Annotated in this window: 26 protein-coding genes; 9 read left to right on the forward strand and 17 right to left on the reverse strand. The window is 66.0% G+C overall.

Features of this window, described 5'->3' with window-relative positions:
* Window positions 1–25 precede the first annotated feature (25 nt).
* Genes P1P91_RS09800 through cobT form a run of 8 tightly spaced genes read right to left on the reverse strand, consistent with a single transcriptional unit; the run spans window position 26 to window position 6,188 of the window.
* A complete protein-coding gene (locus tag P1P91_RS09800) occupies window positions 26–454 on the reverse strand; it encodes a bifunctional adenosylcobinamide kinase/adenosylcobinamide-phosphate guanylyltransferase (protein WP_311885771.1) in 429 nt (142 codons plus the stop codon).
* Window positions 406–1,071: a histidine phosphatase family protein gene (locus P1P91_RS09805; RefSeq protein ID WP_311882300.1), complete on the reverse strand. Its 666-nt coding sequence runs from the start codon at window positions 1,069–1,071 to the stop codon at window positions 406–408. Before P1P91_RS09805 ends, P1P91_RS09800 begins: the two co-directional genes overlap by 49 nt.
* Window positions 1,023–1,790, reverse strand: coding sequence for an adenosylcobinamide-GDP ribazoletransferase (cobS, locus tag P1P91_RS09810; protein ID WP_311882302.1), 768 nt, complete (start codon window positions 1,788–1,790; stop codon window positions 1,023–1,025). Before cobS ends, P1P91_RS09805 begins: the two co-directional genes overlap by 49 nt.
* Window positions 1,787–2,368: a bifunctional adenosylcobinamide kinase/adenosylcobinamide-phosphate guanylyltransferase gene (locus P1P91_RS09815; RefSeq protein ID WP_311882304.1), complete on the reverse strand. Its 582-nt coding sequence runs from the start codon at window positions 2,366–2,368 to the stop codon at window positions 1,787–1,789. The genes cobS and P1P91_RS09815 overlap by 4 nt, the downstream gene beginning before the upstream one ends.
* Entirely contained in the window at window positions 2,352–3,437 is a 1,086-nt protein-coding gene (gene cobD, locus P1P91_RS09820) for a threonine-phosphate decarboxylase CobD (RefSeq protein WP_311882307.1), read from the reverse strand. Before cobD ends, P1P91_RS09815 begins: the two co-directional genes overlap by 17 nt.
* Window positions 3,437–4,402 carry an adenosylcobinamide-phosphate synthase CbiB gene (gene cbiB / locus P1P91_RS09825; protein ID WP_311882308.1) on the reverse strand — a complete coding sequence of 322 codons (966 nt, stop codon included), beginning with the start codon at window positions 4,400–4,402 and terminating at the stop codon, window positions 3,437–3,439. The genes cobD and cbiB overlap by 1 nt, the downstream gene beginning before the upstream one ends.
* Window positions 4,399–5,118, reverse strand: a complete 720-nt coding sequence (locus P1P91_RS09830) for an adenosylcobinamide amidohydrolase (RefSeq protein ID WP_311882309.1) — start codon at window positions 5,116–5,118, stop codon at window positions 4,399–4,401. Before P1P91_RS09830 ends, cbiB begins: the two co-directional genes overlap by 4 nt.
* Window positions 5,115–6,188 carry a nicotinate-nucleotide--dimethylbenzimidazole phosphoribosyltransferase gene (cobT, locus tag P1P91_RS09835; protein ID WP_311882310.1) on the reverse strand — a complete coding sequence of 358 codons (1,074 nt, stop codon included), beginning with the start codon at window positions 6,186–6,188 and terminating at the stop codon, window positions 5,115–5,117. Before cobT ends, P1P91_RS09830 begins: the two co-directional genes overlap by 4 nt.
* A gap of 208 nt (window positions 6,189–6,396) precedes the next feature.
* On the opposite strand from cobT, the gene P1P91_RS09840 reads away from it, so the two are divergent.
* Window positions 6,397–7,731, forward strand: a complete 1,335-nt coding sequence (locus P1P91_RS09840; protein ID WP_311882311.1) for a sulfite oxidase — start codon at window positions 6,397–6,399, stop codon at window positions 7,729–7,731.
* Between the two features lie 9 nt (window positions 7,732–7,740).
* Window positions 7,741–8,121: a hypothetical protein gene (locus P1P91_RS09845; protein WP_311882312.1), complete on the forward strand. Its 381-nt coding sequence runs from the start codon at window positions 7,741–7,743 to the stop codon at window positions 8,119–8,121.
* A gap of 2 nt (window positions 8,122–8,123) precedes the next feature.
* On the opposite strand, the gene P1P91_RS09850 is transcribed toward P1P91_RS09845, so the two are convergent.
* From P1P91_RS09850 to P1P91_RS09885, 8 genes are all read right to left on the reverse strand, one after another.
* Entirely contained in the window at window positions 8,124–8,792 is a 669-nt protein-coding gene (locus P1P91_RS09850) for a bifunctional 4-hydroxy-2-oxoglutarate aldolase/2-dehydro-3-deoxy-phosphogluconate aldolase (RefSeq protein ID WP_311882314.1), read from the reverse strand.
* Window positions 8,793–8,863: 71 nt separating this feature from the next.
* Window positions 8,864–9,727: a DUF2797 domain-containing protein gene (locus P1P91_RS09855; RefSeq protein WP_407650530.1), complete on the reverse strand. Its 864-nt coding sequence runs from the start codon at window positions 9,725–9,727 to the stop codon at window positions 8,864–8,866.
* Window positions 9,708–9,995, reverse strand: coding sequence for a YeaC family protein (locus tag P1P91_RS09860; RefSeq protein ID WP_311882315.1), 288 nt, complete (start codon window positions 9,993–9,995; stop codon window positions 9,708–9,710). Before P1P91_RS09860 ends, P1P91_RS09855 begins: the two co-directional genes overlap by 20 nt.
* Window positions 9,996–10,103: 108 nt before the next feature.
* On the reverse strand, window positions 10,104–10,940 hold the full coding sequence (locus tag P1P91_RS09865; protein ID WP_311882316.1) for a rhomboid family intramembrane serine protease: 837 nt from the start codon (window positions 10,938–10,940) through the stop codon (window positions 10,104–10,106).
* Window positions 10,941–11,159: 219 nt separating this feature from the next.
* Complete coding sequence (locus P1P91_RS09870; protein WP_311882317.1) at window positions 11,160–12,155, reverse strand: metallophosphoesterase; 996 nt, start codon at window positions 12,153–12,155, stop codon at window positions 11,160–11,162.
* Window positions 12,156–12,157: 2 nt separating this feature from the next.
* Entirely contained in the window at window positions 12,158–13,087 is a 930-nt protein-coding gene (locus P1P91_RS09875; RefSeq protein ID WP_311882318.1) for an NAD(+) kinase, read from the reverse strand.
* A 100-nt stretch (window positions 13,088–13,187) separates the two neighbouring features.
* On the reverse strand, window positions 13,188–14,045 hold the full coding sequence (locus P1P91_RS09880) for an EamA family transporter (protein ID WP_311882319.1): 858 nt from the start codon (window positions 14,043–14,045) through the stop codon (window positions 13,188–13,190).
* A gap of 67 nt (window positions 14,046–14,112) precedes the next feature.
* Entirely contained in the window at window positions 14,113–14,685 is a 573-nt protein-coding gene (locus P1P91_RS09885) for a YqaE/Pmp3 family membrane protein (RefSeq protein WP_311882320.1), read from the reverse strand.
* A gap of 124 nt (window positions 14,686–14,809) precedes the next feature.
* Here P1P91_RS09885 and P1P91_RS09890 point away from each other — a divergent pair, with 124 nt between their 5' ends.
* The 6 genes from P1P91_RS09890 to P1P91_RS09915 all read left to right on the forward strand — a co-directional run bounded on the left by P1P91_RS09890 (window position 14,810) and on the right by P1P91_RS09915 (window position 22,289).
* Window positions 14,810–15,217, forward strand: coding sequence for a CBS domain-containing protein (locus tag P1P91_RS09890; RefSeq protein ID WP_311882322.1), 408 nt, complete (start codon window positions 14,810–14,812; stop codon window positions 15,215–15,217).
* Between the two features lie 361 nt (window positions 15,218–15,578).
* A complete protein-coding gene (locus P1P91_RS09895) occupies window positions 15,579–15,938 on the forward strand; it encodes a hypothetical protein (protein WP_311882324.1) in 360 nt (119 codons plus the stop codon).
* 173 nt (window positions 15,939–16,111) lie between these two features.
* On the forward strand, window positions 16,112–19,303 hold the full coding sequence (gene putA / locus P1P91_RS09900; RefSeq protein WP_311882326.1) for a bifunctional proline dehydrogenase/L-glutamate gamma-semialdehyde dehydrogenase PutA: 3,192 nt from the start codon (window positions 16,112–16,114) through the stop codon (window positions 19,301–19,303).
* Window positions 19,304–19,339: 36 nt separating this feature from the next.
* Window positions 19,340–20,830: a sodium/proline symporter PutP gene (gene putP, locus P1P91_RS09905; protein ID WP_311882327.1), complete on the forward strand. Its 1,491-nt coding sequence runs from the start codon at window positions 19,340–19,342 to the stop codon at window positions 20,828–20,830.
* Between the two features lie 207 nt (window positions 20,831–21,037).
* On the forward strand, window positions 21,038–21,682 hold the full coding sequence (locus P1P91_RS09910; protein WP_311885773.1) for an OmpW/AlkL family protein: 645 nt from the start codon (window positions 21,038–21,040) through the stop codon (window positions 21,680–21,682).
* A gap of 403 nt (window positions 21,683–22,085) precedes the next feature.
* Window positions 22,086–22,289, forward strand: a complete 204-nt coding sequence (locus tag P1P91_RS09915) for a hypothetical protein (RefSeq protein ID WP_311882329.1) — start codon at window positions 22,086–22,088, stop codon at window positions 22,287–22,289.
* 350 nt (window positions 22,290–22,639) lie between these two features.
* Here the strand turns inward: P1P91_RS09915 and P1P91_RS09920 are convergent, their stop codons facing one another.
* Entirely contained in the window at window positions 22,640–22,972 is a 333-nt protein-coding gene (locus tag P1P91_RS09920; protein WP_311882330.1) for a YqcC family protein, read from the reverse strand.
* A gap of 355 nt (window positions 22,973–23,327) precedes the next feature.
* Here P1P91_RS09920 and P1P91_RS09925 point away from each other — a divergent pair, with 355 nt between their 5' ends.
* Window positions 23,328–24,356, forward strand: coding sequence for a DUF3549 family protein (locus P1P91_RS09925; RefSeq protein ID WP_311882331.1), 1,029 nt, complete (start codon window positions 23,328–23,330; stop codon window positions 24,354–24,356).
* Window positions 24,357–24,397: the final 41 nt, after the last annotated feature.

Raw genomic sequence — 24,397 nt, forward strand, 5'->3', positions numbered from 1 at the left:
TAACGCAACGCTGCCAACGGGATACCTACAGCGCCATGACCAGCCCGTGGCGCACCCGCCAGACGCGCTCGGCGCGGGCTGCCACGTCCTGGTTGAACCAGCCGTTCATGTCCCGCAGGCGCCGCTCGGCCCGGGCCATGGGCACCATGCCGCAGCCGATCTCGTGGCCAATAATAATCAGCGTTGCGGCGCCAAGGCGGGTATCAAGCGTCTCGAGCGCGGCCTGCCACTGCCGGCGCAGGGCGTCGTCGTCCGCCGACCGGGCAAGCAGCGCCTCGAGCCAGGGCAGCACGCCGCACAGCACCGTGGGCGCGTCCGTCGCGTCGGGGCCGGCAGGCTCCATCCGGCCAGCAAGGGTATCGCCGGGCGTCAGCGCCTGCCAGTCAGCATCAGGCCAGCGCTCGGCTACGGCGTCGCGCTTGCCGGCGCGGGCACCGCCGAGGAACAGCTGCACTGCCAAGGGTCATCCTCCTCTGCGTTAGGCTCATACGTTAGCTGCCAGCGCCGCCCTTCGGCCTGGCCCACGGTGGCGTCCCAGAACGCCACGTTTTCAAAACGCCGGCGCAGCTCGCGAATCACTCCGCCGTGGGCCACGGCCAGCACTTTTAGCGGTGCCGAGCCGCCCACTTCGACCGCCGTCTTGGCAACTTGCGCCAGCCAGTCGTCCAGCCGGGCGCGCAGACCGGCGCCGTTTTCGCCGCCGGGGATACGCTGTTCGCCGACGCTGTCGATCCAGGCGCGGTAGTCGGGCCGATCCTTCAGCTCGTCGTAAGTCTTGCCTTCGTAGTCGCCGAAGTCGATCTCGCGCAGGCGCGGCTCGAAAGCGGGGGCCGCGCCGTTTTCTGCGGCCGCCCCGATCCACTCAAGCGTCTGGCGGCAGCGTCTCAGATCGCTTGAGTAGATCAGCGTAAAGGTTTCGCCGCCGAGGGCGATGCGCAGCCGCTCAAGGGCCGCTTCCGCCTCGGGGAAGGTGAGTTCAATATCGCGCTGGCCCTGGTAGCGTCGCTCCAGGTTCCAGGCGGTCATGCCGTGGCGAACTGCCACCAGCTCCACAGACACAGCAGCAGCCATAGCTCTCCTCCTTCGATCATGGCACCGGCGAGATCCCCGGTAATGCCCCCAAACCCTCGCTTGAGCGCCCGGCGCGCGATGAGAAAATAAAGCCCCGCGGCCACAAGCGCCGGCCACACGCCGGGCCAGACAAAGGCCAGCGCAAGCGGCGCGGCCAGCGCAAGCGCGGCGTCCCCGGCTGTCAGCGAGCGCTGCCAGGCATGGGCCAGCCCGCTGGGCTTGGCGCAGGGAATCAGCGCAAGCGAAGCAGCGCCGAGCCAGCGCCCCAGCGCCGGCACCATAACCAGCCAGCCAAAGGGCGCCGCTTGGGCGATAAGCGCCCAGAGCAACACGCCTTTCCACGCCAGCAGGAAAAACAGCGCCAGCATGCCGAAGCTGCCCACCTGGGGGTCCTGCATGATGGCAAAGCGCCGCTCCAGCGGCTGGTTGCTGCCCAGCGCATCGGCCATGTCCATCAGCCCGTCCAGGTGCAGCCCGCCGGAAAGCCCCACCCACAGGCTGAGCAAAAAAAGCGCGGCAAGCGGCGCGGGGACAGCGGGAACCCCCTGGCTCATTAGGTAGGCGGCGAGCGCCAGCACGCCGCCCACAAGCGCGCCCACCAGCGGATAGGCGCGCACCGCCCAGCGCCTCGTCTCGGGCGTCCAGGGGCAGGCGACCGACACCGGGAGGCGGGTTAAGAACTGCAGCGCGAGTATCAGCCCAAAGGCGGCGTTTTTCATCGGCGTGCGTCCCCCCGATCCCTCATGCTCGCCGGCTTCCACTCAAGGGGCTGCCCGGCAGCCACTTCCAGTACCGAGTCGGCGCGGCGGGCCACCAGCCGGTGCGCCCGCTGCAAAAACGCCACGTAGCGCCAGGTCTCAGCGTCGTCGGACAGCAGCGCTTCGTTGAGGTCGTTGGAGACGATCGCCAGCGTCATGCCGCGCCGGCGCGCGGCGTTCAGGCACTCCCCCAGATCCGCCAGCGCCTGGTCGGGCGTCACCGGCTCGGCCATAAACGGCCTGGCCGGCGGCTGGGGGTAGAGCACCTGGCTTGCCCACAGCGTCAAACAGTCCAGCAGCGCCGCGCCGCCGTCGGGCACCCGGGCTATCGCCGGGGCCAGCGCCAGCGGTGCCTCCAGCGTTACCCAGCTCAGCCCCCGGGAGGCGCGGTGGCGGGCAATGCGCGTGGCCATCTCGGCGTCGCTCGCGTTCGCCGTGGCAATGTAATAAGGCGCTGTGGCGCCGGCGGCCTTGCGCACTTCGGCCTCGGCCACTGCGCTTTTCCCCGAGCGGGCCCCGCCGCTAATAAAGACTATCATCGAGCACCTCGAGCAGCCGGTTGTTGGCCGCCCTGTCGCGCAGGGCAAGACGCAGCCAGCGGCCGTCAAGCCCGGCAAAGCCGTGGGTATGGCGGGCGAGAATACCGCCGCGCAGCAGCCGCGCCAGCAGCGCCTCGGCGTCCAGCCCTCGCCGGCGGGCGTCACCGCCAGGGCGCAGCAGAAAAAAGCACGTCTCGCCGGGCACGACCTCAAGCCCTCGGCCTGCAAGCGCCCGGTGCATGCGCGGGCGCTCTTCGGCGAGCCAGGCGTGGGTGCGTTCGGCAAAGCCCTTATCGGCCAAAAGCGGCGCCACCAGCCCCGCCGCCAGCCGGTTGACGCTCCAGGGCGGCTGGCGGCGCGCCATGGCGGCAATCACGTCAGCGCTTGCCAGGGCGTAGCCCAGCCTGAGCCCGGGCAGGGTATAGAACTTGGTCATCGAGCGCAGCAGAACCAGGTTGGAATGCCCGGCAAGCCTTGCCGGCAGCGCCTGAGCGTCTTCGGCCGCGGTGGTCAGATCAATAAAGGCTTCGTCCACCACCACGCGGCAGCCCGCCGCCGCGGCCCGAGCCAGCAGCGTCTCTACCCTGGCAAGCGGCAGCAGCCGGCCGTCGGGATTGTTGGGCCGGCAGAGAAAGACCGCGTCGAGGCCGTCGAGGGAATCGTCCGGGTCAAGCTTGCACACCCTGGCACCCACGCCGCTCAGGGCACGGGCGTACTCGTTGAAGGTGGGAGTCACAATCCCCGCGCGGCCGCCGGCGCACAGCCCCGCGGCGAGAAAAATCGCCTCGCCGCCGCCGTTGGTGACCAGTATCTGATCGGCGCTCACGCCGTGATGGCCGGCAACGGCCGTACGGGCCTCGACGTAGTCCACGTCCGGATAGCGGGAAAGCTCGCTTGCCTGTCGCCCCAGCCAGGCCAGCACCCACCCGGGCGGCCCCAGCGGGTTCAGGTTGGCGCTGAAGTCCTCAAGGGGATGATCCGGCGGCAGGCCGAAGCGCTCGAGCAGCGCCGCTGCCTGCCCGCCGTGGCGGGGCCACTGGCCAGCTGTTTTCCGAATGCTTGGCTCCATTAGCCGACACCTCCCGTTTTCATCAGCCACGCTGCCGCGACAGTCACCCCCGCCGCCAGCGCAAAACACCGCCCCCAGGCGGCGTGCATCAGGGCGATGGCTCGGCGAACATGGTCGGGGCCGGGCGTTTCTCGCGGCTTGCCCAGAGTAGCGCCTTGGGACACCACGCCCTGGTAGGAGCTCGCCCCGCCAAGCGCAACGCCCAGCCGGTAAGCCACCGCGGCCTCGGGCCAGCCGGCGTTGGGGCTTGCGTGCTTGGGCGCATCCGCGCAAGCGCCCTGCCAGGCGCCGCGATGGCCAAGGCAAAAGCACAGCGCGGTCATCCTCGCCGGCAGCCAGTTGACGGCGTCGTCGAGCCTCGCGGCGGCTCGGCCGAAATGCTCGTGGCGCGGGGTGCGGTAGCCGATCATCGAGTCCAGGGTGTTGACCGCCTTGTAGGCCAGCGCCAGCGGCGCGCCGCCCAAAAGCGCAAACAGCAGCGGCGCGACGATACCGTCCGAGGTGTTTTCCGCCACGGTTTCTACCGCGCCCCGGGCAATGCCGGCCTCGTCGAGCGCTTGGGTATCGCGCCCGACTACCCTGCCAAGCGCCGTTCGCGCGGCGGGCAAGTCGCCATTTGCCAGGGGCGCCGCCACGGCGCGGCCGGCATCGCCAAGGCCTTTGATGGCAATCGCCGTCGAGACCAGCCACAGCTCGGCGGCAAGCCCCAGCCAGGGGTGAATCGTCTCAAGCCCGCGGCACGCCAGCCATGTCGCTACAAAAGTGCCGACAACGGTGATCAGCACGGTGGCCAGGCCGCCCAGCCGGCGGGCCCGGGCGGCGCCGCGGTTGAGCCAGGCTTCCAGCGCGCCGATGAGCCGGCCCATCAGCACCACCGGATGCGGGATACGGCGCGGGTCGCCCACGGCGAGATCCACCGCCACGGCGGCGGCCACCAGTGTGGCAAGCCTGATACCCGGCGTCATGAGCAGTGCTCCGTACCGCCCCTGAGCGAATCGCGCACGGCGCGGTAGACCGTGCGGCCAACGGCGCGACCAAGCTCGGTGCCGGAGCCGGCGTAGGGCGTGGGCGCGCCGCGCTGGGTGGCAGCAACGCTCACGCAGTCGGTTGACGTGCCGGTGGCCGGCGTGCGGCTGCCGGCATCCACAACGCGTTCATCGCTCAGCGCCGCGACCTTGGCCTCGGTGATGGACAGGCAGGCGTTGACCATGGCCCCCGGCGTCAGACAGGCGTCGACAAACACAAAAACGTTGATCGTGCCGGCCCCCGGCCCGGGGTCGGCGCTCTCGGCGGTAATGTCAACAGCGTTGCCGCTGCCCGCGGTGGCAAGCGTCAGCACGGCGCGCTCCCGCCTGCCAAGCGGGGCGCTGTGAAGCGCGGCGCGCTTGAGCTTGACCGCGGTCATCATCGCGATGGCCGCGGCCGGGTCAACGTCGCGCTGGCCCAGCCAGCGGTCAAGATCGGCACTCGGCATGCGGCCGGCGTAGTGCTTGTCCACGTAGAAGTTGCAGAAGTGCTGCGCGGTGCCAAAGCCGCCGCCCACCAGCGCGGAACTCAGGGTAGCGAGCGGGGCGTTGGCCCGCAGGTGAATACAGCCGCGCGTAAAACGCCCCCGGAGCCCGGCGCTGAAGGCCAGCGGTCGGACGGTCGGACTTGCGCCATGGCCAGCCCTGGGAATCACGAGCGGGTGTCGTCCACGCCGGCGTCGCCGAAGGTCGCCATTTCCGCGAGCATGGCGCAGGCGGCCTTTAGCAGCGGGAACGCCAGGGCCGCACCGGTGCCCTCCCCCAGGCGCATGCCCAACGCCAGCAGCGGTTCGGCGTGCAGCACCTCAAGGGCAACTTCGTGGCCGGGCTCGGCGCTGCGGTGGCCAAAGATCAGGTAGCCGCGAACCTCGGGGCAGAGCCTGTCGGCAAGCAGCGCAGCCACGGTGGCAATAAAGCCGTCGACCACGCAGGGCACGCCCCGCGCCGCGCCGGCGATATAGGCGCCGGCCATGGCGCCGATCTCCAGCCCGCCCACGCTTGCCAGCACGTCAAGCGGGCTGCCGGCATCAGTCGGGCGGGCTTCAATGGCGCGCTCGATCACGCTGATCTTGTGCGCCAGCTTCGCCTGGTCGATGCCGGTCCCGGTGCCTACCAGCCGCGCCGCCGGCTGGCCGGACAGCACCGCGAGCACCGCGCTTGCCGCTGTGGTGTTGGCGATGCCCATGTCGCCCACGATCAGGCAGCGGCAGCCGGCATCCAGCGCGCGCTCGGCGGCGTCAACGCCGACGTTCAGAGAGGCGGCGGCGTCCTCCCGGCTCATGGCCGGGCCGCGGAGCATGCTGGCCGTCCCCCGACGCACCCTGGCGTTGACCACGCCCGGCGCCTCCACGTCGCCCGCCACGCCGACATTGACCACTTCAAGACGCGCGTTGATCTGGGCGGCAAAGGCGTTGATGGCCGCGCCGCCGGCGGCAAAGTTGGCGACCATCTGCGCGGTGACGTCCTGGCCAAAGGCGGAAACGCCCTCGGCGGCCACGCCGTGATCGGCGGCGAACACAATACAGGCCGGCGGGCTCACCTCGGGTTTGGCCCGGCCGGTGATTTCACCCAGCTGTACGGCCAGCGCCTCCAGATCGCCGAGGCTGCCCGGCGGCTTGGTCAGGGTATCCAGATAGGCGCGGACGGCGTCTCCGACCTTGCGCTCAACGGGGCGAACGCGCGCGGCCAGCGCTCTGAACGCGGGCGCGGCGGATAAAGGGGGCATAGCGTGCTCCGGGCAGGCAAGAAAACGGCGCTCAGCATAGCAAAGCCGGCAGTCCCTCACCTAGCCCGGCAAGCCTTGACTCTTTTCCCGCAATATCCCAGCTTATTAGCGAGCGGAGCCTAACTACCCGATGATAAACGACAATGACAAACGTCCTGCTTGCCGCTGACTCCGCCGGCCGGCGGGCCAACCAGGAAAGAAACCTGCCATGAAGAAACGCCCCTCTGACGACGCCAGGACCCGCGGCATCCACGAGCTTTATGCCGAAGACCCCGAAGCGGCCGACAGGCAGCTATGGGATCGCGAGGTCGATCCCACCAGCCGCCGCGGCTTTTTGAAGCGCTCAAGCCTGCTGGCCATGGCCGCCGCGGTGGGCGGCTCTATTCCCTTTGCCGACCGCATGCCCGGCGGCCTGATTCCGGCAGCGCTGGCCCAGAGCGACGAGTCGTTCGAGCTGGAAGGCAAGGACGGCCTGACCGTGCTCAACGACCGGCCGATCAACGCCGAAACGCCGCCCCACCTGCTTGACGACGACGTCACGCCGGCCAGGCACATGTTCGTGCGCAACAACGGTATCCCCCCGGCCATTGAGGATATCGACGCCGACAGCTGGGAGCTCGAAATCGGTGGCGAATCGTGCGAAAACCCGCAAAGCTTTACCATTGCCGAGCTCAAGGAGCGTTTCGAACACCATACCTATCAGCTCACCGTGGAATGCGGCGGCAACGGCCGCCACGAATACGTGCCCTCGGCCAGCGGCAACCAGTGGACCACCGGCGCGGTCGCCTGCCCGACCTTCACCGGCGTACGCCTGCGCGACGTGCTGGAAGCCTGCGGCATCGCCGACGACGCCGTTTATACCGGCTACTACGGCGCCGACAGCCACGCCAGCGGCGATCCCGACCGCGATCCCATTTCCCGAGGCGTGCCCATCGACAAGGCGCTGGAAGACGAGTCGCTGATCGCCTGGGCGATGAACGGCGAGGACATCCCCTACCTCAACGGCTACCCGCTGCGCGTGGTCTGCGGCGGCTGGCCGGGGTCGGTGTCCGGCAAGTGGCTCAAGCGCATCGTGATTCGCAACCAGAAGCACGACGGCACCAAGATGGCGCCGCCCTCCTACAGCGTCCCCAAGCACCCGGTGGCGCCGGGCAGCGAAGTGCCGGACGAGGACTTCGTCACCATTCACTCGATGCCGGTGAAATCGCTGGTGACCTTCCCCGAATCCGGCACCGAGCAGTCGCTCGACGACCCGATGACGGTACGCGGCCACGCCTGGGCCGGCGACCTGAGCGTCAAGGAGGTGCATGTCTCCATCGACTTCGGCGCCACCTGGCAAAAGGCCGAACTGAAGGATGCGCCCAACCGCCTGGCCTGGCAGCGCTGGACCGCCTCGGTGGAGTTTCCCGAACAGGGCTATTTTGAAATCTGGGCCAGGGCCACCGACGAGAACGGACGCTCCCAGCCGATGGTCGTCCCCGGCTGGAACCCCAAGGGCTATCTCAACAACGCCTGCCATCGCATCGCGGTCCAGGTGGCCTAGGAGGCTTTTATGCGTGTCTTATCGTGTTGGCGCAAGGCGGCGCTGCTGGTTGGGCTGGCCAGCCTTCCGCTCGGCGCCCAGGCCCAAAAAACCGATGCCGATACCGGCCTGATCAAGGCCGAAGGCTGGGAGATGGTCAAGGGCAACTGCACCATTTGCCATTCGGCCAGGCTGGTCACCCAGAACAGCGGCTCGCGCGGCCACTGGGAATCGCTTATCCGCTGGATGCAGGAGACCCAGGGGCTGTGGGAATTCGAGCCTGACGTCGAAGCCACCATCCTCGACTACCTGGCCGACAACTACGGCCCGGAGGAAAGCGCCCGTCGCCTGCCGCTGCCGCGCACCGACCGGCCCGACAACCCCTACCCCACGGTGTCCGACGCCGGGTAGCGTCAGCGGGCCTGATGGTGGAAGCGCTCGGCGGCCTCCCGGGCCAGCCGCTCGATGCCGGCCCAGTCTTCGGCGTCGATCAGCGCCCGGGGCGTAAGCCAGGAGCCGCCCACGCACATGACGTTGTCCAGCGCCAGATAATCGCCGGCGTTATCCAGGCGGATACCGCCGGTCGGGCAAAAGCGCGCCTCGGCAAGCGGCGCGCTGAAGGCTCTGAGCGCGGCGACTCCGCCGCTGGCCTCGGCCGGGAAGAACTTGAAGCGGCGGTAGCCGTACTGCCACCCGGCCATCACTTCGGAGACGCTGGCAATGCCCGGCAGCATGGGCACCGGGCTTGCCATCCCGTGACGATAAAGCGCCTCGGTGGTGCCCGGCGTGGCCACGAAATCCGCCCCCGCCTGTTCGGCCTGGCGGTACTGGGCCGGGGTGAGCACCGTGCCCACGCCGACGCTGGCGCCGGGCAGCGCTTCGCGAATGCGCGTGACGGCATCCAGCGCGCAGCCGCTGCGCAGCGCCACTTCCAGCACCGGCAAGCCGCCGTCGTAAAGGGCTCGGGCCACGGGCACGGCGTCTTCCAGCCGCTCCACGGTGATCACCGGGAGCACTTCGGCCTTCAGGCAGATGCTGTCAAGCTCGGCGGTACGGGTCGAGGGTAGCTGTTTATCCATCATGGGCGTCTCCGAAATGGCCGCGGGCGCTTTACCGTCAGCCCAGCGTTACCGGAAGCATATGCTAGCCCACCTCATCCCGCCAGGGTGGCGCGCACCTGGTAACCGGTGTATTTGCGCAGGTTGATCACCCCGGTATCGAGCAGCAGATACTGCCCCTTGATGCCCTCAAGCACGCCCTCCACCAGCGGGGCCTTGTCCAGGTTGTGCGAAGCTACCTTGTGGGGAAACGCCCTGACCGGATAGCCAAACGTCTGGGCTTTGGCATCCAGCCGGCGAATGGCGTCATCGCCGTGGATCTCGCGCAGCGCGTCAAGCCCCGGGCGGAACTGCTCGAGCAGTCGATCGCGCTCGGCATAAAGATCAAGGGTATCCACCTCGCCTCTGAGCATGGCGCGCCAGTTGGTGCGGTCGGAGACCGCCTCCTTGAGCAGAACCTCGACAAACCCGGCCTGCTGGCGGCTGGCCACTTCCAGTATCGGCAGGCCCTGGATGGCGCCCTGATCCAGCCAGCGAGTGGGCAGCTGGGTCTTGCGGGTGATGCCCACCTTGAGCCCGGAGGCATTGGCCAGGTACACCTGATGAGGCGTAAAGCAGTGTGCTTCGCCCCACTCGGGCTCGCGGCAGGTACCTTGAAAATAGTGGCACAGCTCGGGTTTGACGATGCACATGTCGCACCGTGCCAGGCGCTTGAAGCAGGGGTAGCAGTGGCCCTGACCGTAGCTTTTCCGGGTGTGCCGCCCGCAGTGAACGCAGTGAATGGCACCCTGCCACTCAAGGCGCAGCGGCGTGCCGATACGCTCATTGAGACTGGCTTCTCCCCCGCCGACGCGCAGGCCGTATTCCACTCGGCCCTGAGCGTCCGGCGCGGCTGCCATTTTGCTCAGGCCTCCGAGCAGCGTTTCGACCCTGCCGTCGTCAACGGCCACGGGTGGCATCCTCGCCAAGGCCGGCCATTGCCGGCGAAACGCCGCTGCCGTCGCTTCCGGCCCCGCAGGTACGACGGCTCAGGTAGCCGACGCGCTGATCCTCGGGAACGCCGCTCTCCACTTCGTAGCGCATCACCGCCTCCAGGCACAGCTCGGTCTGCTCGGCCGTCAGGCGTCTGCCGTCGGGCCATTTGCCCAGCGCCACCGCCTCCTTGAGGCTGGCGTATAGAGTCGGCGTCATCTGGCGGATCATTTTGTCAAAGGTCATGTCACTCATGGCAGGCTCCGAACGGGTCATGGCAGCTGCCGGCGCTCGCCCCGGCGGCGCTTTCGACAGCGGCCTCAGGATATCATTGCCCCGGGCAGAAAACTCCCGGTGCCGGACTCAGCGCCGCGACGAGGCGAACCAGCCGGTGGCCAGCCCTACCAGCAGCCCGCCCAGGTGAGCTTCGTTAGCCACGTTGCCAAATCCGACCTGCTCGGCCATGGCGGTCATGGTGAACACCATCCAGCCCAGCATGAAGACCACCAGCATGGCAGGCACGAAAAACCCGCTGTTTGGCCTCCGCCGCGACATGATCCAGACGTGGCCCAGCAGCGCATAGACCACGCCGGACATGCCGCCGAACAGCGCCGTGCCCGTAGCGTACTGGGCCAGGTTGGCGCCGACGCCTGCCGCCAGCACCAGCGCCAGCATCCAGCGGCTGCCCTGCAGCACTTCGACCTGACGGCCGAAAAACCACACCCACATCAGATTGAAAATCAGGTGCATCCAGCCAAAGTGCAGAAAGGCGGGGGAAATCAGCCGCCATAGCTGGCCGCCGGCAAGCCCCTGACCCAGCGTGCCGTACACCAGGTCTTCCCCGGCGATACCGATCGGCACGATGGTCAGCTGAACAATCAGCCAGTCGCCAAGCACCCCGATCAGCGCAAAGATGATCAGGCACAGGCCGAGCGTCGTCGCCGTCACCGGCACACGCCTTGTCAGCGCGGTGAGCCCCGAGCGTCCCGACTGGCGCCGCTCGGGGGCCGGCGTCAGCGACTCGCCGCGCTGCCAACGCCCGACCACCTCATTGAGCGCCGCGTGGTGTGCCGGATCAGCCAGCCACAAAAGCTGCCCTTCGGTTTCCCGGGTAATGCGATGGCCGATGCGGTGCTGCCAGAGGGCCTGGCGCAGCGGGCGAGTATCGGCGTCGAGGGGCAATAGCATGACGGGCTGCATGAAACATCTCTTATGGCATCTCTACAGGGCATTTTGCCACATTCGCCGGAACGGCTCACGGCGCGGGCCAGCAAAGCCGCCGCCCAGACGAAAAAATCCGGCGGTGGGGGCCGCCGGATAAAGCAAGGGATCATTCAAGGGAACACCCAATCAGATGGCGCTCGGCGAATAAAGTTCACCCGGTTTCAGAAAAAAATGTCACTGAAGGTAAAAACAGGCTCAGCCCGACAGCAGGCTCTCTTCCCGGGGGACTCGCACCCAGACGAAACGGTCGGCGTTGAGCGTCTGCTCGCCGCTCCAGCGGTAGGCGACCAGGCGACCGTATTTCACCGCGCTGTAGTCCAGGCAGGCAATGTTGTGGGTCGGCAGCGAAGGCACGCCTTCGCACCAGTAGTGGCCGATAAATAGCGGCGGCTGATCGCTGCCGTAGTAGCTCAGGCGGCGGCGCTCGCCGGGTTCCAGCAGCCGCGACTCCAGATCGCCGGGCAGGTTGTCCGGCTGAAACACCACGTCGCCCCACACCACGGGGTCTTCGCTCCAGAAGTGGGCGCGAAAGCTGCTGCGCGTAAAGCCGTCGCCGGAGTGGATCTTGATGCCCCGGGGCAGCGGTATGTTGGCGCCGCGCGTCAGGCGATCGAGAATGGCGAAGGCGTCGGTGGAGGCATCGGTGGACTCTTCCAGAAAGGCGTCATCCATGCAGGCATCCGGGCGGCGCCTTGTCAGCCGCTCGATCAGGCCATGGTCCCAGCAGGCGTGAACCACGCGGATGCCGTCGATTTCCAGACACAGCGGGATGGTCTTGAACCAGGCCAGAGTGTCTTCCCACTCGTTAGTGTAGTCGTAGTACTGCTCCAGGGTTTCGCGGATCAGGCGGTTGTTGCGCGGGGTGTGCTCGCGCAGCCAGCGCTTGCCGCTACCGGGCGGCGCGGGGTAGCTGTAGGCCAGGGCGTTGTATTCGTGGTTGCCCATGACGATATGGGCTTCGCCCTCTTCGACCATGCGCCGGGCCACGGTGACGGCCAGGCGGATGCGCGGCCCGCGGTCAATCAAGTCGCCGAGAAAGATCACCTTGCGTCGGGGGTGGCGGTATACGCCGCCGCGCAGCTCATAGCCGAGCTTTTCCAGCAGCGTGACCAGGGTGGCGCCGCAGCCGTGAACGTCACCGATCAAGTCATAGCCTTCAAGCCGCGGCCTGCCCTGCGGAGTCTTGCCCATCTTCAGTCTCCCAGCCGGTGGCTCCAGCCCAGTTTGCTGCGCAACACTTCGTAAAAGTTGTGGCCCAGCGGATGCGCCAGCTGCACCCGTTCGGGCTTGCGCCTGATGACCAGCACGTCGTCGGGCTTGGCCACGGCGCGGGTCTGGCCGTCGCAGCTGACATGGGGATAGACCAGGTTGGTCTCGCCGATGTGAATGCGTATCTCGCTGGCGGCGTCGAGCACCACCGGCCGGCTCGACAGCGTATGCGGAAACATCGGTACCAGGGTGACCGCTTCCAGCCTGGGGTGCATGATCGGCCCGCCGCCGGCCAGCGCATAGGCCGTGGACCCCGTGGGCGTGGCGACAATCAGGCCGTCGCTGCGCTGGCTGTAGACAAACTGACCGTCCACGAACAGCTCGAACTCGATCATGCGCACGGCCTTGCCCGAGTGCACCACGATCTCGTTGAGCGCCTCGCCGTGGCCCACCGCCACGCCGTTGCGGTAAAGCTCGGCTTCCAGCAGAAAGCGCTCTTCGCGCTCGAAATGGCCGGCCAGCACCTCGCCCACTCGCTCTTCCAGCTCCACGGGGGAAATATCGGTCAGAAACCCGAGCCGGCCGCGGTTGACGCCCAGCAGCAGCGTACCGGTTTCGCACAGCGTGCGCGCCGCCCCCAAAAGGCTGCCGTCCCCGCCGATGACGATGACCAGATCGCACAGCTCGCCCAGCGCCCGGCGGCTGGTTTCCGGCATGCCGTGGTCCGGTATCACCGTGGCCGTGCGGTCCTCGACCACCACGCGGTAGTCGCGCTCGCCAAGGTAGCGAATCAGGCGCTTTAAAGAGTCGACGACCTTGTCGCTGCCCAGCCGGCCAATCAGGCCGATGGTGGTAAAAGGCCGGGCGCCGCCGGGAGCGCCCGGGGCGCCGGTAGCAGTGGCTGTGTCAGTCATTGAGGCAACTCGTTAACATCGGCCTGCATTATGTCCACCCGAACGCCAGCGGGCAACTCGCTCAGGCGCGACCGGCCCCCTGCCCGGCCGATCGGCGCCGCTACCAGTGCCGGCGATAATACCGCTGGTTCAGCCACAGGGAGGCGGCAATGATCGCCCCTCCCAGCGCCAGCCGGTCAAGCTCGGCCTCGCGGTTCCACAGCAGCAGATTGACCACCAGCCCGGCCGGCACCAGGGCATTGTTCATGATCGCCAGCACCCCGGCGTTGACCCTGACGGCACCCCGATTCCAGAGAAAGTAGCCGCCGCCCGAGGCGGCAAGCCCCAGCCACCCGAGCACCAGCCACTGGGTCGAGGTGCGCGGCAGCGCCGAGGCGTCGCCCAGCAGCACGAAGGCCGGCAGCGCCACCGCCAGCGCGCCGAGGAAAAACCAGCCGAAAACGCTGTGCCAGGCAAGGTTTTCCGGTAGCGAGACGGCCAGCCGCCGGTAACCCACCTGGCCCAGCGCAAAGCACAGATTGGCCCCCTGTACCACGGCGAAGCCGAGCCAGAAATCGCGGCTGATGCCGTCGTAGCGGATGACCGCCGCGCCCGCCACGGCCATCAGCGCAGTCAGCAGATAAAGCGGGGTAAAACGCTTGAACAGCGCATCGTCGAGCAGGGCAATATAAAGCGGGGTGAATATCGTGAACAGCAGCACCTCGGGCACGCTGAGCAGCAGAAACGACGAGTAGAAAAACAGATACATCACGCCCAGCTGCAGCGCGCCCACGGCCATCAGCGCCAGCCGTTTGCCTCCGGTCAGCCGTGCCGGGCGCAGAAACGGCAGAAACACCAGCGCGGCAAGCGTTACCCGCACCAGCACGGCGAAGTAGCTGTCGACCTGGCCGGCGAGATAGGCACCGATCAGCGAAAAGGAAAACGCCCATAGCCCGGTCACGCCGACAAGATAGCCCAAGGTAAACCTCTTTTGATAAAAATGTTTACCTCAAGTATAACGCCCCGGGCCGCCCAGCCCAATGGCTTCAGGGCCGGCGCAGCCAGGCAATGGCATAAATAACCCCGGGTATCCATAGCAGCAGCGTCAGCGCCGCGCTGATCGCCACGCGCCGGCCGTTGCCGCCGCTAAGCCCCACGGCCAGCGGCGGCAGCAGCACCGCCAGTGCCGCATAGGCAGCGTTCAGCACGGCCGGTTCGCGCTTCTCGGGCACGTCGGGCATTTCAAGCTCAAAAGCCTGCTCGGGCGCGGGCGGGGTAAAGTGCCCCACTGCGGCGCTGGCCGGCTTTGGCGCTGTGCTGGCGGCCTCGCTGGCGCCCGCATCGGGGCGCTCGTCTACCGATGGCGGCGGCTCGACCGGCTCCTGTTCCTGCTCGCGATGCGCTTCGCGGTCGATTTTCTGCTCCAGAGAAGCGGCGCCTTCGGCCAGCTCACCGTGATAGCGCTCCCAATCTTCCCAGTCGTGGGGCGTTCCCGTTTTGGGACGATGCTGCCCGGCCTGCCGGGCACGCTCCCAGGCTTTTTCTTCCAGGGTGTTGGTGCGATCCGGATCACTGTCCAGCGCCACGCCTTTGCGGCTTAAATACTCGCGTGCGTCCATGGGCGTACTCCTGCCGGGTCAACGGCTGCGAAATGGGCTAATGTCTAAGATGGCGGCCGTGAGCCCGTTATTCAACTACGCTTGCGCTTACGGACGCCCTCTGACAGCTGAATAGGAGAAGGTCATGCTAAAGGCCTCTGCGGAAACGGTTCTCAGCATCATGTCCCGGGACTGCTACCGGGTGACACTGGACACCCCCATCACCACGCTTGCACGGGGGCTCACGCTTCACCGCCTTCCCGGCGCCCCGGTGGTCGACGAGGCCGACCGCCTGGTGGGGTTCATTTCCGAACAGGACGTGCTCGGCCAGATACTCGACAGCGTGTATCACGACGACGAAGCGCCGCCGGTCAGCGAGCTGATGCGCAGCGACGTGCTGAGCGTGTCGCCGGACAAGAGCATCATCGACCTGGCCCAGGAAATGCTGGGTGCCAAGCCCAAGATCTACCCGGTGGTTGAGCAGGACCGGCTGGTGGGCATGGTGACCCGGCGCGATGTCCTCATGGCCTTGCTTGCCGCGCACGGCCGCTAAGCCTGGCGCCGCAGTGCGGCGCCCCACCAGGCGATGCTCCTGAAGTCAGGGCCAAAAGCGCCACCGCCAAGCGTTTCGGCTCCAGGAAAGCGTCGGCTCCCACATCCCTGCCCATAAAAAAGCGCTGCCCGAAGGCAGCGCAAGCAAGGGATCAAAAAAACAGTAGGCCAGTCCAGCAATAATCGCGGGGCAACAGCCTTGGCGACTGCTCTCGCTATGCTGTTGGTACCTACTCAGACAGCCCTTTTGATAAAAGTTCACCGGCGGGCAAATTTTTCCGCCGAGCGCGTCTGCGTATAATGCGCAGACGCCGCATCCACTCACTCTGCGTATTCGCTACGCACAGGCCGGGAGCCGCTCAATGGCGCTTTATCTGCTGGTATTTGGCGTTTGCCTGCTGGTAATCGGCAGCACGGTCGTGGTGCTACTGACCACCCGCACGCCGCGCTACCGCACCGAATCCCACCACCTGCTCGAGCTTTTTGACAAGGCGCTGGAAAGCCGAGTCAGCGAAAGCGAGTGGCACACGCTGATCGGCTACCCGATTCGCCATGATGAATACCTGGAAAGCGTGCGCCGCCGGGCGTCCCACCTCATGGAAGAGCACGGCCGCCACTGGCAGCTTGCCCAGGGCAAACCGCTGCTCAACGCTACCGGTCAAAAGGAGCTCCGGGCGCTTCGTGACCACCTCTCTGCCCGCATGGCGCTGGAGCACTCCTGACCGACGCCCCGGCCCGCGACGCCGCACAGGCGTCGCCACCAAAGTCTGAAGAGCTCTTCATCTCGGGACGCCTATCATGAAAGAATGGCGTATTATCCGCTCACGGGCGCCTGCGATCTATCGCGGCGTCGTGGGTACTGCCTGATTCATTCCGTCTTTCCTCGGGGACTTCAATGCTCAACGCCAAGACACTGCGTGACTCAGCCACCTGGCAAACCGATCCCGATACGCTGATGGAGCGTATCAGCCAGCATTACATTGTCGATGAAGACCGCTTTGTTCGCGAGCTGGTCAAGCTGCTGGATACCGACCGCGACAGCTTTGCCCGCATTGAAGAGGATACGGCTTCGCTTGTGCGCGAAGTGCGCAACATGGACACCGCCGTCGACACCATCGACGAGCTCTTGCAGCAGTACAGCCTGGACACTCACGAAGGGCTGATGCTGATGTGCCTTGCCGAGGCCATGCTGCGTATCCCCGACAAGGCCACGGCCGATGCCCTGATCGAGGACAAGCTCGGCCCCGCCGACTGGAACGCCCACGTCGGCAAGAGCGAATCCTGGCTGGTCAACGCCTCGACCTGGGGGCTTTTGACCACCGGCCGGGTGCTCAAGCTCGACCATCCTCGGGACGGCCACCCCGCCGGCTTTATCAACCGCATGGTCAACCGCATGGGCGAGCCGGTGATTCGCCGCGCCATGGTCGAGGCGATGAAGATCATGGGCCGCCAGTTCGTGCTCGGCCGCGATATCGACGAGGCCCTCAAGCGCTCCAAACCGCTATTCGACAAGGGCTACACCTACTCCTACGACATGCTCGGCGAAGCCGCGCGCACCCGGGACGACGCCCGGCGCTACTTCGATGACTACCAGCACGCCATCCGCCACGTCGGCCAGGCGCGGCAGAAAATCGGCGACAAGGCCCCGGCGCCGTCGGTGTCGATCAAGCTCTCGGCGCTGCACCCGCGCTACGAATTCGGTCGTCGGGAGCAGATTCTCGAAGAGCTGGTGGAAACCGTCATCGCCCTTGTGACCACCGCCCGCGAGCTTGACGTCGAGCTCACCATCGACGCCGAAGAGGTCGACCGCCTAGAGCTTTCCCTGGAAGTCTTCCGCGCGGTCTACGAAAGCGACGCCGCCCGGGGCTGGGGCCGTTTCGGGCTGGTCGTGCAGGCCTACGCCAAGCGTGCGCTGCCCACGCTGCACTATATCAACCGGCTGGCCGACCAGCAGGGCGACGAAATTCCGCTCAGGCTGGTGAAAGGCGCCTACTGGGATACCGAGGTCAAGGAGTCCCAGCAGCTGGGCGTCGAGGGCTACCCGGTGTTCACCCGCAAAGCCGGCACCGACGTGGCCTATCTCGCCTGCGTGGAGTTTTTGCTGTCTCACGATACCCAGGGGCGCATCTTTCCCCAGTTTGCCACCCACAACGCCCACACCGTCACCGCCATTCTCGACCACGCCAACCGATACGATCGCCCCTTCGAGTTCCAGCGCCTGCACGGCATGGGCGAGGCGCTTTACGACGCGGCGCTTAAGCGGGCGCCCCAGGGCACCTACTGCCGCATTTACGCCCCGGTCGGCGCGCACAAGGACCTGCTGCCCTACCTGGTGCGCCGGCTGCTGGAAAACGGCGCCAACTCCTCGTTCGTCCACCAGATCGTGGACCCGGACGTACCGGTGGAGTCTCTGTGCGAGCATCCCGTTGATACCCTGGCCGCCCAGGACTCCTATTCCAATCCTCGCATTCCGCTGCCCCAGCATCTCTACGGCCCGCGGCGGCGCAACGCCCGGGGGGTCAACCTCAACATCCGCAGCCATTACGATCCGCTGATGGAGCAGATGGCCGGCTTCATGGAGAAAACCTACACTGCCCGGCCGCTGCTGGCCTTCGAAGTGGACGACAACGCCTCAAGCACCCACGCCGTGACCTGCCCCTTCGACCGGCGCCAGCGTCTGGGCAGTATCCAGTGGGTCACCGCCGAGCAGACCGCCCGGGCGCTGGACGCCGCCTGGGCAGCGTTTCCCGACTGGGACGCCACCCCGGCTACCGAGCGCGCGGCGATTCTGCGCCGCTTTGCCGACCTGCTGGAATCCCACATGCCCGAGCTGATGACGCTGTGCTCCCGGGAGGGCGGCAAGCTCTTGACCGACGGCGTGGATGAAATCAAGGAAGCGGTGGACTTCTGCCGCTACTACGCCATGCGCGCCGAGGATATTTTCGCCGAGCCGATCGAGCTCCCCGGCCCCACCGGCGAATCCAACACCTTCGAGATGGGCGGCAAGGGCGTGTTTGCCGCCATCAGCCCGTGGAACTTCCCCGTAGCCATCTTCTGCGGCCAGATGGTCGCCGCCGCGGTATCGGGCAACACGGTGCTGGCCAAGCCCGCCGAGCAGACGTCGCTGATTGCCCACCGCGTGGTGGAGCTTCTCTACACCGCCGGCATGCCGCGCAACGTGGTCCAGCTACTGCCCGGCGACGGCGAAACCGTGGGCAGCGTTCTCACCGGCGACCCGCGCATTACCGGGGTGGCCTTTACCGGCGGCACCGATACGGCCCGGGTGATCAACCGGGCGCTGGCTGCCCGGGAAAACGCGCCGCTGCCCACGCTGGTCGCCGAGACCGGCGGGCTCAACGCCATGATCGTTGACTCCACCGCCCTGCCCGAACAGGTCGTCGTCGACGTCATCCAGTCGGCGTTCCAGAGCGCCGGGCAGCGCTGCTCGGCGCTGCGCGTGCTCTACCTCCAGGAGGACGTGGCCGATCGCGTCATCGAGATCCTCACCGGCGCCATGCAGGAGCTGCGCGTGGGCGACCCGCGCGACCTGGGCACCGACGTCGGTCCGGTCATCGACGAAGACGCCAAAGCGCAGCTGCAGGCGCACATCGACGCGCTGACCGACGAAGGCCGGCTGATTGCCCAGACGCCGCTGGACGAGACTATCACCCAGCACGGCACCTTCGTCGCCCCGGCGGCGTTTGCCATCGACGGCATCGACGCGCTGGCAAGCGAAAAGTTCGGCCCTGTTCTGCATATCGTGCGCTATCAAGCCGACGAGCTGGACCAGGTCATCGACGCCATCAACGCGCGGGGGTACGGGCTGACCTTTGGCGTCCACAGCCGCAACGCCACCTTCGCCGAGGACGTGGCGCGCCGAATCCGCGCCGGCAACGTCTATATCAATCGCAACATCATCGGCGCGGTGGTCGGCGTGCAGCCGTTCGGCGGCCAGGGGCTTTCGGGCACCGGCCCCAAGGCCGGCGGTCCCAACTACCTGCAGCGCTTTGCCTCGGAAAAAACCGTGACCAACAATACCGCGGCCCTTGGCGGCAACGCTTCTCTGCTGGCCATGGGAAACGACTAGAATAACGACACAACAAGCAAGAAAGGAGAAGGTCTCATGGCTATTGGCGTCTGGATCAGCCTGTTTACGTATTTCGCGCTCATGCTGGGCATCGGCTTTTATGCCATGCGCGCCTCAACGTCCACCTCGGAAGGCTACATACTCGGCGGCCGTTCCCTGAGTCCGCCGGTGGCCGCGCTCTCCGCCGGCGCGTCAGACATGAGCGGCTGGCTGCTCCTGGGGCTGCCCGGGGCCATGTTCGTCTCGGGCTTTGCGTCGGCCTGGATCGGGATCGGGCTGTTCGTGGGGGCTTTTGCCAACTGGATTCTGGTCGCGCCGCGCCTTCGCGAACAGACGGTGCACTACGGCAACGCCATCACCATCCCCCAGTTTCTGGCCAACCGCTTTCCCACCCGGGCCATACCGCTGCGGACCGTGTCGGCCATCGTGATCGTGGTGTTTTTCGCGGTTTACACGGCCTCGGGCCTGGTGGCGGGCGGCAAGCTGTTCGAAAGCGCCTTTACCGACGTCATCAATATCGGCGGGATGAGCGACTACTCCGCCGGCATCGTCATTACGCTTGGCATCGTGCTGGCCTATTCCGTGGTCGGCGGCTTTCTGGCGGTGAGCATGACGGACTTCGTGCAGGGCTGCATCATGATGCTGGCGGTGGTCATCATGCCGCTGGTCGTGCTCTATGGCGAAGGCGGCGGCGGGCTCTCCCAGGCTTCGGAAGTCCTCAACGAAACCGATCCCACCCTGCTCTCGTGGACGGACGGGCTGACCTTCATCGGCTGGCTCTCGGCGGTCACCTGGGGGCTTGGCTATTTCGGCCAGCCGCACATCATTGTCCGCTTCATGGCCATCCGCCGTCTGAAAGACGTGCCCACGGCGCGCAATATCGGCATGAGCTGGATGTTCATCTCGCTGTTCGGGGCGGGCTCCATGGCCGTGCTCGGCCGTGCCTATGCCGTCCGCAACGGCATGGACGTCGAGGATCCGGAAACCATCTTTATCATCCTCGCTGAGCTGCTGTTTCATCCGCTGATCACCGGCTTTCTCTATGCGGCGCTGCTTGCCGCCATCATGAGCACCATTTCCAGCCAGCTGCTGGTGGCCTCCTCCTCGCTGACCGAAGATTTCTACCGCCTCTTTCTGCGCAAGGAAGCCACGGAAAAGGAAGCCGTCAACATCGGCCGGCTAAGCGTGGTCATCGTGGGGCTGGTCGCCGCCACCATTGCGTCGAACCCGGACTCCCAGGTGCTCGGGCTGGTGAGTAACGCCTGGGCGGGCTTTGGTGCCGCCTTCGGGCCGCTCATCATCCTGTCGCTGATGTGGTCGCGGACCAACGGCGCCGGCGCCATCGCCGGCATGATCGTGGGTGCCGTGACCGTCATGGCGTGGATTGCGCTGGGCTGGAACGCAAGCTTCATGGGCGGCCCCGGCATTTATGAAATCATCCCCGGCTTTATCGCCTCCTTCATCGCCATTCTGGCGGTGAGCCGCGCAACCGCCGATGCCGGCGAGTACCAGCATATCGCGCGCTAAAAACCCGGGCTAACGCCCAGCGTGATGAAAGGCTCCTGCGGGAGCCTTTTCACTTTGTAAGTAGCATTGACTATGTCTTTGGAGGTAAAAGAGCAGTACCACTTGCGCTGGATCAATAATTGACGGGTTCCGGGCTTTTACACTGCTACCAGTGATCAACGGCAAATGCTGCCTGCCGCTAACCCCAACCACTGGAGTGATGACACCATGCGCCACACTGTTCTTCCTGCTCTGCTTGCCGCCGGCGTTGCCGCTGCTGCCTTTACCGCCAGCACCCAGGCGTTCGCCTACGGCGCCGGTGATCTCTACACCCGCGTCGGCGTCGCCAAGGTATCGCCGAAAAGTGACAACGGCGACATCCATGCCCTGGGCATGACAGGCCTTGGCGTCGATGTCGACGACGACACCGGCTTCGCCTTCACCCTGGGTTATCGCTTCCACGACAAACTGGGCCTGGAGCTGCTGGCCGCCCAGCCGTTCAAGCACGACATCAGCATTGCCGACGGCGCGGTCAACGGCGAGACCAAGCACCTGCCACCCACCTTGACGCTGCAATACTATCCGCTGGGCGGCACGCCGGCCCGGGTTCAGCCCTACATCGGCGCGGGGGTCAACTACACCCACTTTTCCGACGAGGAGGTCGACGTACCCGGCGCTTCGCTGGATCTGGATGACTCCTGGGGCGCGGCCGGACAGCTCGGCATCGACGTACTGATCGACGAACACTGGGCCATGAACGCCGCTGCCTGGTATATCGATATCGATACCGACGCCAAGGTGGCCGGTGCGGATGCCGGTACCGTAGAAATTGATCCGGTGGTGGTCATGGGCGGCATCAGCTACCGTTTCTAGGGGCCGTTGACGTTTCGTGCTGCCCAGCGAAGAAAAGAGCAGGCTCGTATTGTTGAGGTTCTTACACCAGCACGACACGAGCCCGCGATGCCCCAACTCACGTCGACTGATACGCACTGATCAAAGCGGAAGACGGTGTTGCTTCAAGAAACCCTCGATGACAAGCCCGGCTTACGCATGGCGGTCGAAGGCGCGATTGCCTGGCGATTTGATACATTGGAAAAACATTAAAAGGTCGCTGCGGCCATGGCATCTGCGCTTCCGTGGCTTTCGATGTGAAGCGTCAACGCACCCTGGAAAAATCCGTATTCTCTGTTAGGTTCAAATAGTGAGGAGATTCAAAAAACGTTCTCGTTTCGAATCACGTCCTGATATCGCGTTACAGGTAAAAGGAGTCAATACCATGGCAACCTGCGATCTTTGCGGCAACGATTACGACAAATCCTTTACGCTTACCCTGGAAGGACAGACCTATACCTTCGATTCCTTTGAATGCGCCATTACCAAGCTCGCGCCGAGCTGCGCAACTTGTGGCTGCCGAATCGTCGGTCACGGTACCGATCGCGATGGCAAGACCTACTGCTGCGATCATTGCGCGGGACAGTGACCCGGTCAGGCGTCAACAAGTTGCCACCAGGAATACGGCTTCTTGCCCATCGCCGAGATAGCACACGGCATCTCGGCGATCATTTCCCCTGCCTCCTTCCAATCGACGTGCCCCCAGCACTACGGTAGAAACTGAACAAGTCACAATGCCTGTTGTTGAGGGGCGACAGCACCAGTACCGAGCTTGGCAATGCTGCTGTCGGCAGCCGGTCCAGGCGGTAATGCATGAACGACCACGGCAGCGGCGAGAGTTGTAGTACTAGAGGCTAACTCCCAAGAGCGATGTTCCTTTTTGTGCCGCTCTCCCCACACACTGGCGCTGCCCCTCGGGCAGCGCTTTTTTAGCCGGGCTCAGGCCTGGTTGATGACGGCGTCGACCCGCTCGACGCTCTGTACCACCAGCAGCTGATCGCTGGCCCGCACGCCTTCCTGCTGCAGATAGGCCTTCACCGCTGGCGCCACCTCGCACTTTTCCGGCAGCGCAGCGCCCTCTTCAAGGAGTCCGCGCAGCCGCGCGACAAACACGAAGCGCAGCCACTGCGGCAGGGACATGGTATCTATACAAAACGGCTGCCGGCTGGCAAACGCCGCCGGTGTCGGCGTCTCCACTCGCCACAAGCCGGCGGTTTTCAGCGTGGCTTCCAGCGCTTCCAGCGCCTGCTCAAGCTCTTGTCGTGTCTTCATGTAAAGGACTCTTCAGGTAAGGAAAGGACGATAGCGGCAACCATACAAGGGAAGCCGCGCATTGTCCCAGCGCAGACCGACGCTGCCAAGCGTCGACACCCGGTGCCACGCCATGCGCCGCCGATGTAACGGTGGATAAAGCTTCGAGGCTACCGGGATCGCTCGCCGATTCACAGAAAACCTGAAAGACGCTGTGGATAAGCTCTGGAAAGATCGCGCAGCGCTCGATTTCCCGGGCGCGAGATGCCGCTGATCAGTTTTTGAACAATGCCGCCCGACCCAGCGTTTTATCGCCAACGGCTGACACCCGCCGAGCGGCAAGGTAAAGTGCAGGCTTGCAATGCGGAAGGATGCCATGCAGCCGATTCAAACCCTGGACGACTTTTTTACCCGTAGCGGGGCTGCCCTCGCTCTTTACCACATGGGCCGGCGGGTGACGCCCTGCCCGCGCGATACCCTGGCCGCCTTCGAACACGGCAGCGTTCCCTGGCCCGAGCCCTGGCAAGGGCAGGCGCGCCTGGCGGCGGTGTTTCGCCTGGGCAACATGCCCGATCCCGCCATCTGGTTTTTAAGCCTGCCGCTGGACGAACAGGGCTATCTGTCGCCGGCTCGGCGGGATGCGTTTCTGCAGCGCCTGCTGGAAACTCTGGGCCGCGATGCCCATCGGGGTGGCGGGGAAAACGGCGACGCCGTCGAGCATCTGATGCACGACAACCCGCTGGCCTTTACCCCCGATACGACCTTCCAGGCAGTACTCAACGCCCGTGCCACGCGGGATGCCGACCGCCCGCCAAGCCAATATCTGGCCGGCGTGAAAGCCTTCATTGAAGGCCGCCACGGCGACTGGGAGTCCCTCGGCCTCCAGGGCCTTGCCGATTACGCCATGCGCCTGGACGAAACCCGCCAGCATAGCCTGGCGCAAGCGCTTGAAACGCTGCCTGTACAGGTGCTGCGCACGCTTTGCCACTGTCTGGAACACCGTCCGCTGGCCCCGGCGCTGGTTGCCGCGCTTTGCCAGCGGGGCGAAGCGGCGGCGAACCAGGGGGACGTGGAAACCTTTTGCGCCTGCATCCGCGCCGTCGGCAGCAGCCGGGACACCCAGGCCGGCGCCTGGTATACCACCCTGCTGGCCGATACCGCTGCCTGCGGCCCGGATACCCTGGCCGCCATGGCCGGCCGCGGCTGGCCGCTGCTGGAAGACGGCGAGCGCCTGCCGGCCTTTCTGGCGCGCCTGGCCGAGAACCCGCGCGTCGACTTTGGCGCCGTCGTGCGCGATCTGGCCCTGATTCCCCGTCTGCGGCTGCCGGTCATTACGCTGCTGCGCGATGCGCCGGAAGGCTCCCGTCTTCATGCGCGGCTGAATGCGCTCACCGGCAACGCCTGAGCGCCGCTGCCGCCCCGGCACCCTGGCGGGCAACGCCGGCA

The organism is Halomonas piscis (assembly GCF_031886125.1).
GTDB classification, from domain to species: domain Bacteria; phylum Pseudomonadota; class Gammaproteobacteria; order Pseudomonadales; family Halomonadaceae; genus Vreelandella; species Vreelandella piscis.

Excerpts from the sequence above, each read along its gene's own strand:
- P1P91_RS09805 (WP_311882300.1), bottom strand. The coding sequence starts at position 1,071 with ATGGCTGCTGCTGTGTCTGTGGAGCTGGTGGCAGTTCGCCACGGCATG.
- cobS (WP_311882302.1), bottom strand. The coding sequence starts at position 1,790 with ATGAAAAACGCCGCCTTTGGGCTGATACTCGCGCTGCAGTTCTTAACC.
- P1P91_RS09815 (WP_311882304.1), bottom strand. The coding sequence starts at position 2,368 with ATGATAGTCTTTATTAGCGGCGGGGCCCGCTCGGGGAAAAGCGCAGTG.
- cobD (WP_311882307.1), bottom strand. The coding sequence starts at position 3,437 with ATGGAGCCAAGCATTCGGAAAACAGCTGGCCAGTGGCCCCGCCACGGC.
- cbiB (WP_311882308.1), bottom strand. The coding sequence starts at position 4,402 with ATGACGCCGGGTATCAGGCTTGCCACACTGGTGGCCGCCGCCGTGGCG.
- cobT (WP_311882310.1), bottom strand. The coding sequence starts at position 6,188 with ATGCCCCCTTTATCCGCCGCGCCCGCGTTCAGAGCGCTGGCCGCGCGC.
- P1P91_RS09840 (WP_311882311.1), top strand. The coding sequence starts at position 6,397 with ATGAAGAAACGCCCCTCTGACGACGCCAGGACCCGCGGCATCCACGAG.
- P1P91_RS09845 (WP_311882312.1), top strand. The coding sequence starts at position 7,741 with ATGCGTGTCTTATCGTGTTGGCGCAAGGCGGCGCTGCTGGTTGGGCTG.
- P1P91_RS09850 (WP_311882314.1), bottom strand. The coding sequence starts at position 8,792 with ATGATGGATAAACAGCTACCCTCGACCCGTACCGCCGAGCTTGACAGC.
- P1P91_RS09855 (WP_407650530.1), bottom strand. The coding sequence starts at position 9,727 with ATGCCACCCGTGGCCGTTGACGACGGCAGGGTCGAAACGCTGCTCGGA.
- P1P91_RS09860 (WP_311882315.1), bottom strand. The coding sequence starts at position 9,995 with ATGAGTGACATGACCTTTGACAAAATGATCCGCCAGATGACGCCGACT.
- P1P91_RS09865 (WP_311882316.1), bottom strand. The coding sequence starts at position 10,940 with ATGCAGCCCGTCATGCTATTGCCCCTCGACGCCGATACTCGCCCGCTG.
- P1P91_RS09870 (WP_311882317.1), bottom strand. The coding sequence starts at position 12,155 with ATGGGCAAGACTCCGCAGGGCAGGCCGCGGCTTGAAGGCTATGACTTG.
- P1P91_RS09875 (WP_311882318.1), bottom strand. The coding sequence starts at position 13,087 with ATGACTGACACAGCCACTGCTACCGGCGCCCCGGGCGCTCCCGGCGGC.
- P1P91_RS09885 (WP_311882320.1), bottom strand. The coding sequence starts at position 14,685 with ATGGACGCACGCGAGTATTTAAGCCGCAAAGGCGTGGCGCTGGACAGT.
- P1P91_RS09890 (WP_311882322.1), top strand. The coding sequence starts at position 14,810 with ATGCTAAAGGCCTCTGCGGAAACGGTTCTCAGCATCATGTCCCGGGAC.
- P1P91_RS09895 (WP_311882324.1), top strand. The coding sequence starts at position 15,579 with ATGGCGCTTTATCTGCTGGTATTTGGCGTTTGCCTGCTGGTAATCGGC.
- putA (WP_311882326.1), top strand. The coding sequence starts at position 16,112 with ATGCTCAACGCCAAGACACTGCGTGACTCAGCCACCTGGCAAACCGAT.
- putP (WP_311882327.1), top strand. The coding sequence starts at position 19,340 with ATGGCTATTGGCGTCTGGATCAGCCTGTTTACGTATTTCGCGCTCATG.
- P1P91_RS09910 (WP_311885773.1), top strand. The coding sequence starts at position 21,038 with ATGCGCCACACTGTTCTTCCTGCTCTGCTTGCCGCCGGCGTTGCCGCT.
- P1P91_RS09915 (WP_311882329.1), top strand. The coding sequence starts at position 22,086 with ATGGCAACCTGCGATCTTTGCGGCAACGATTACGACAAATCCTTTACG.
- P1P91_RS09920 (WP_311882330.1), bottom strand. The coding sequence starts at position 22,972 with ATGAAGACACGACAAGAGCTTGAGCAGGCGCTGGAAGCGCTGGAAGCC.
- P1P91_RS09925 (WP_311882331.1), top strand. The coding sequence starts at position 23,328 with ATGCAGCCGATTCAAACCCTGGACGACTTTTTTACCCGTAGCGGGGCT.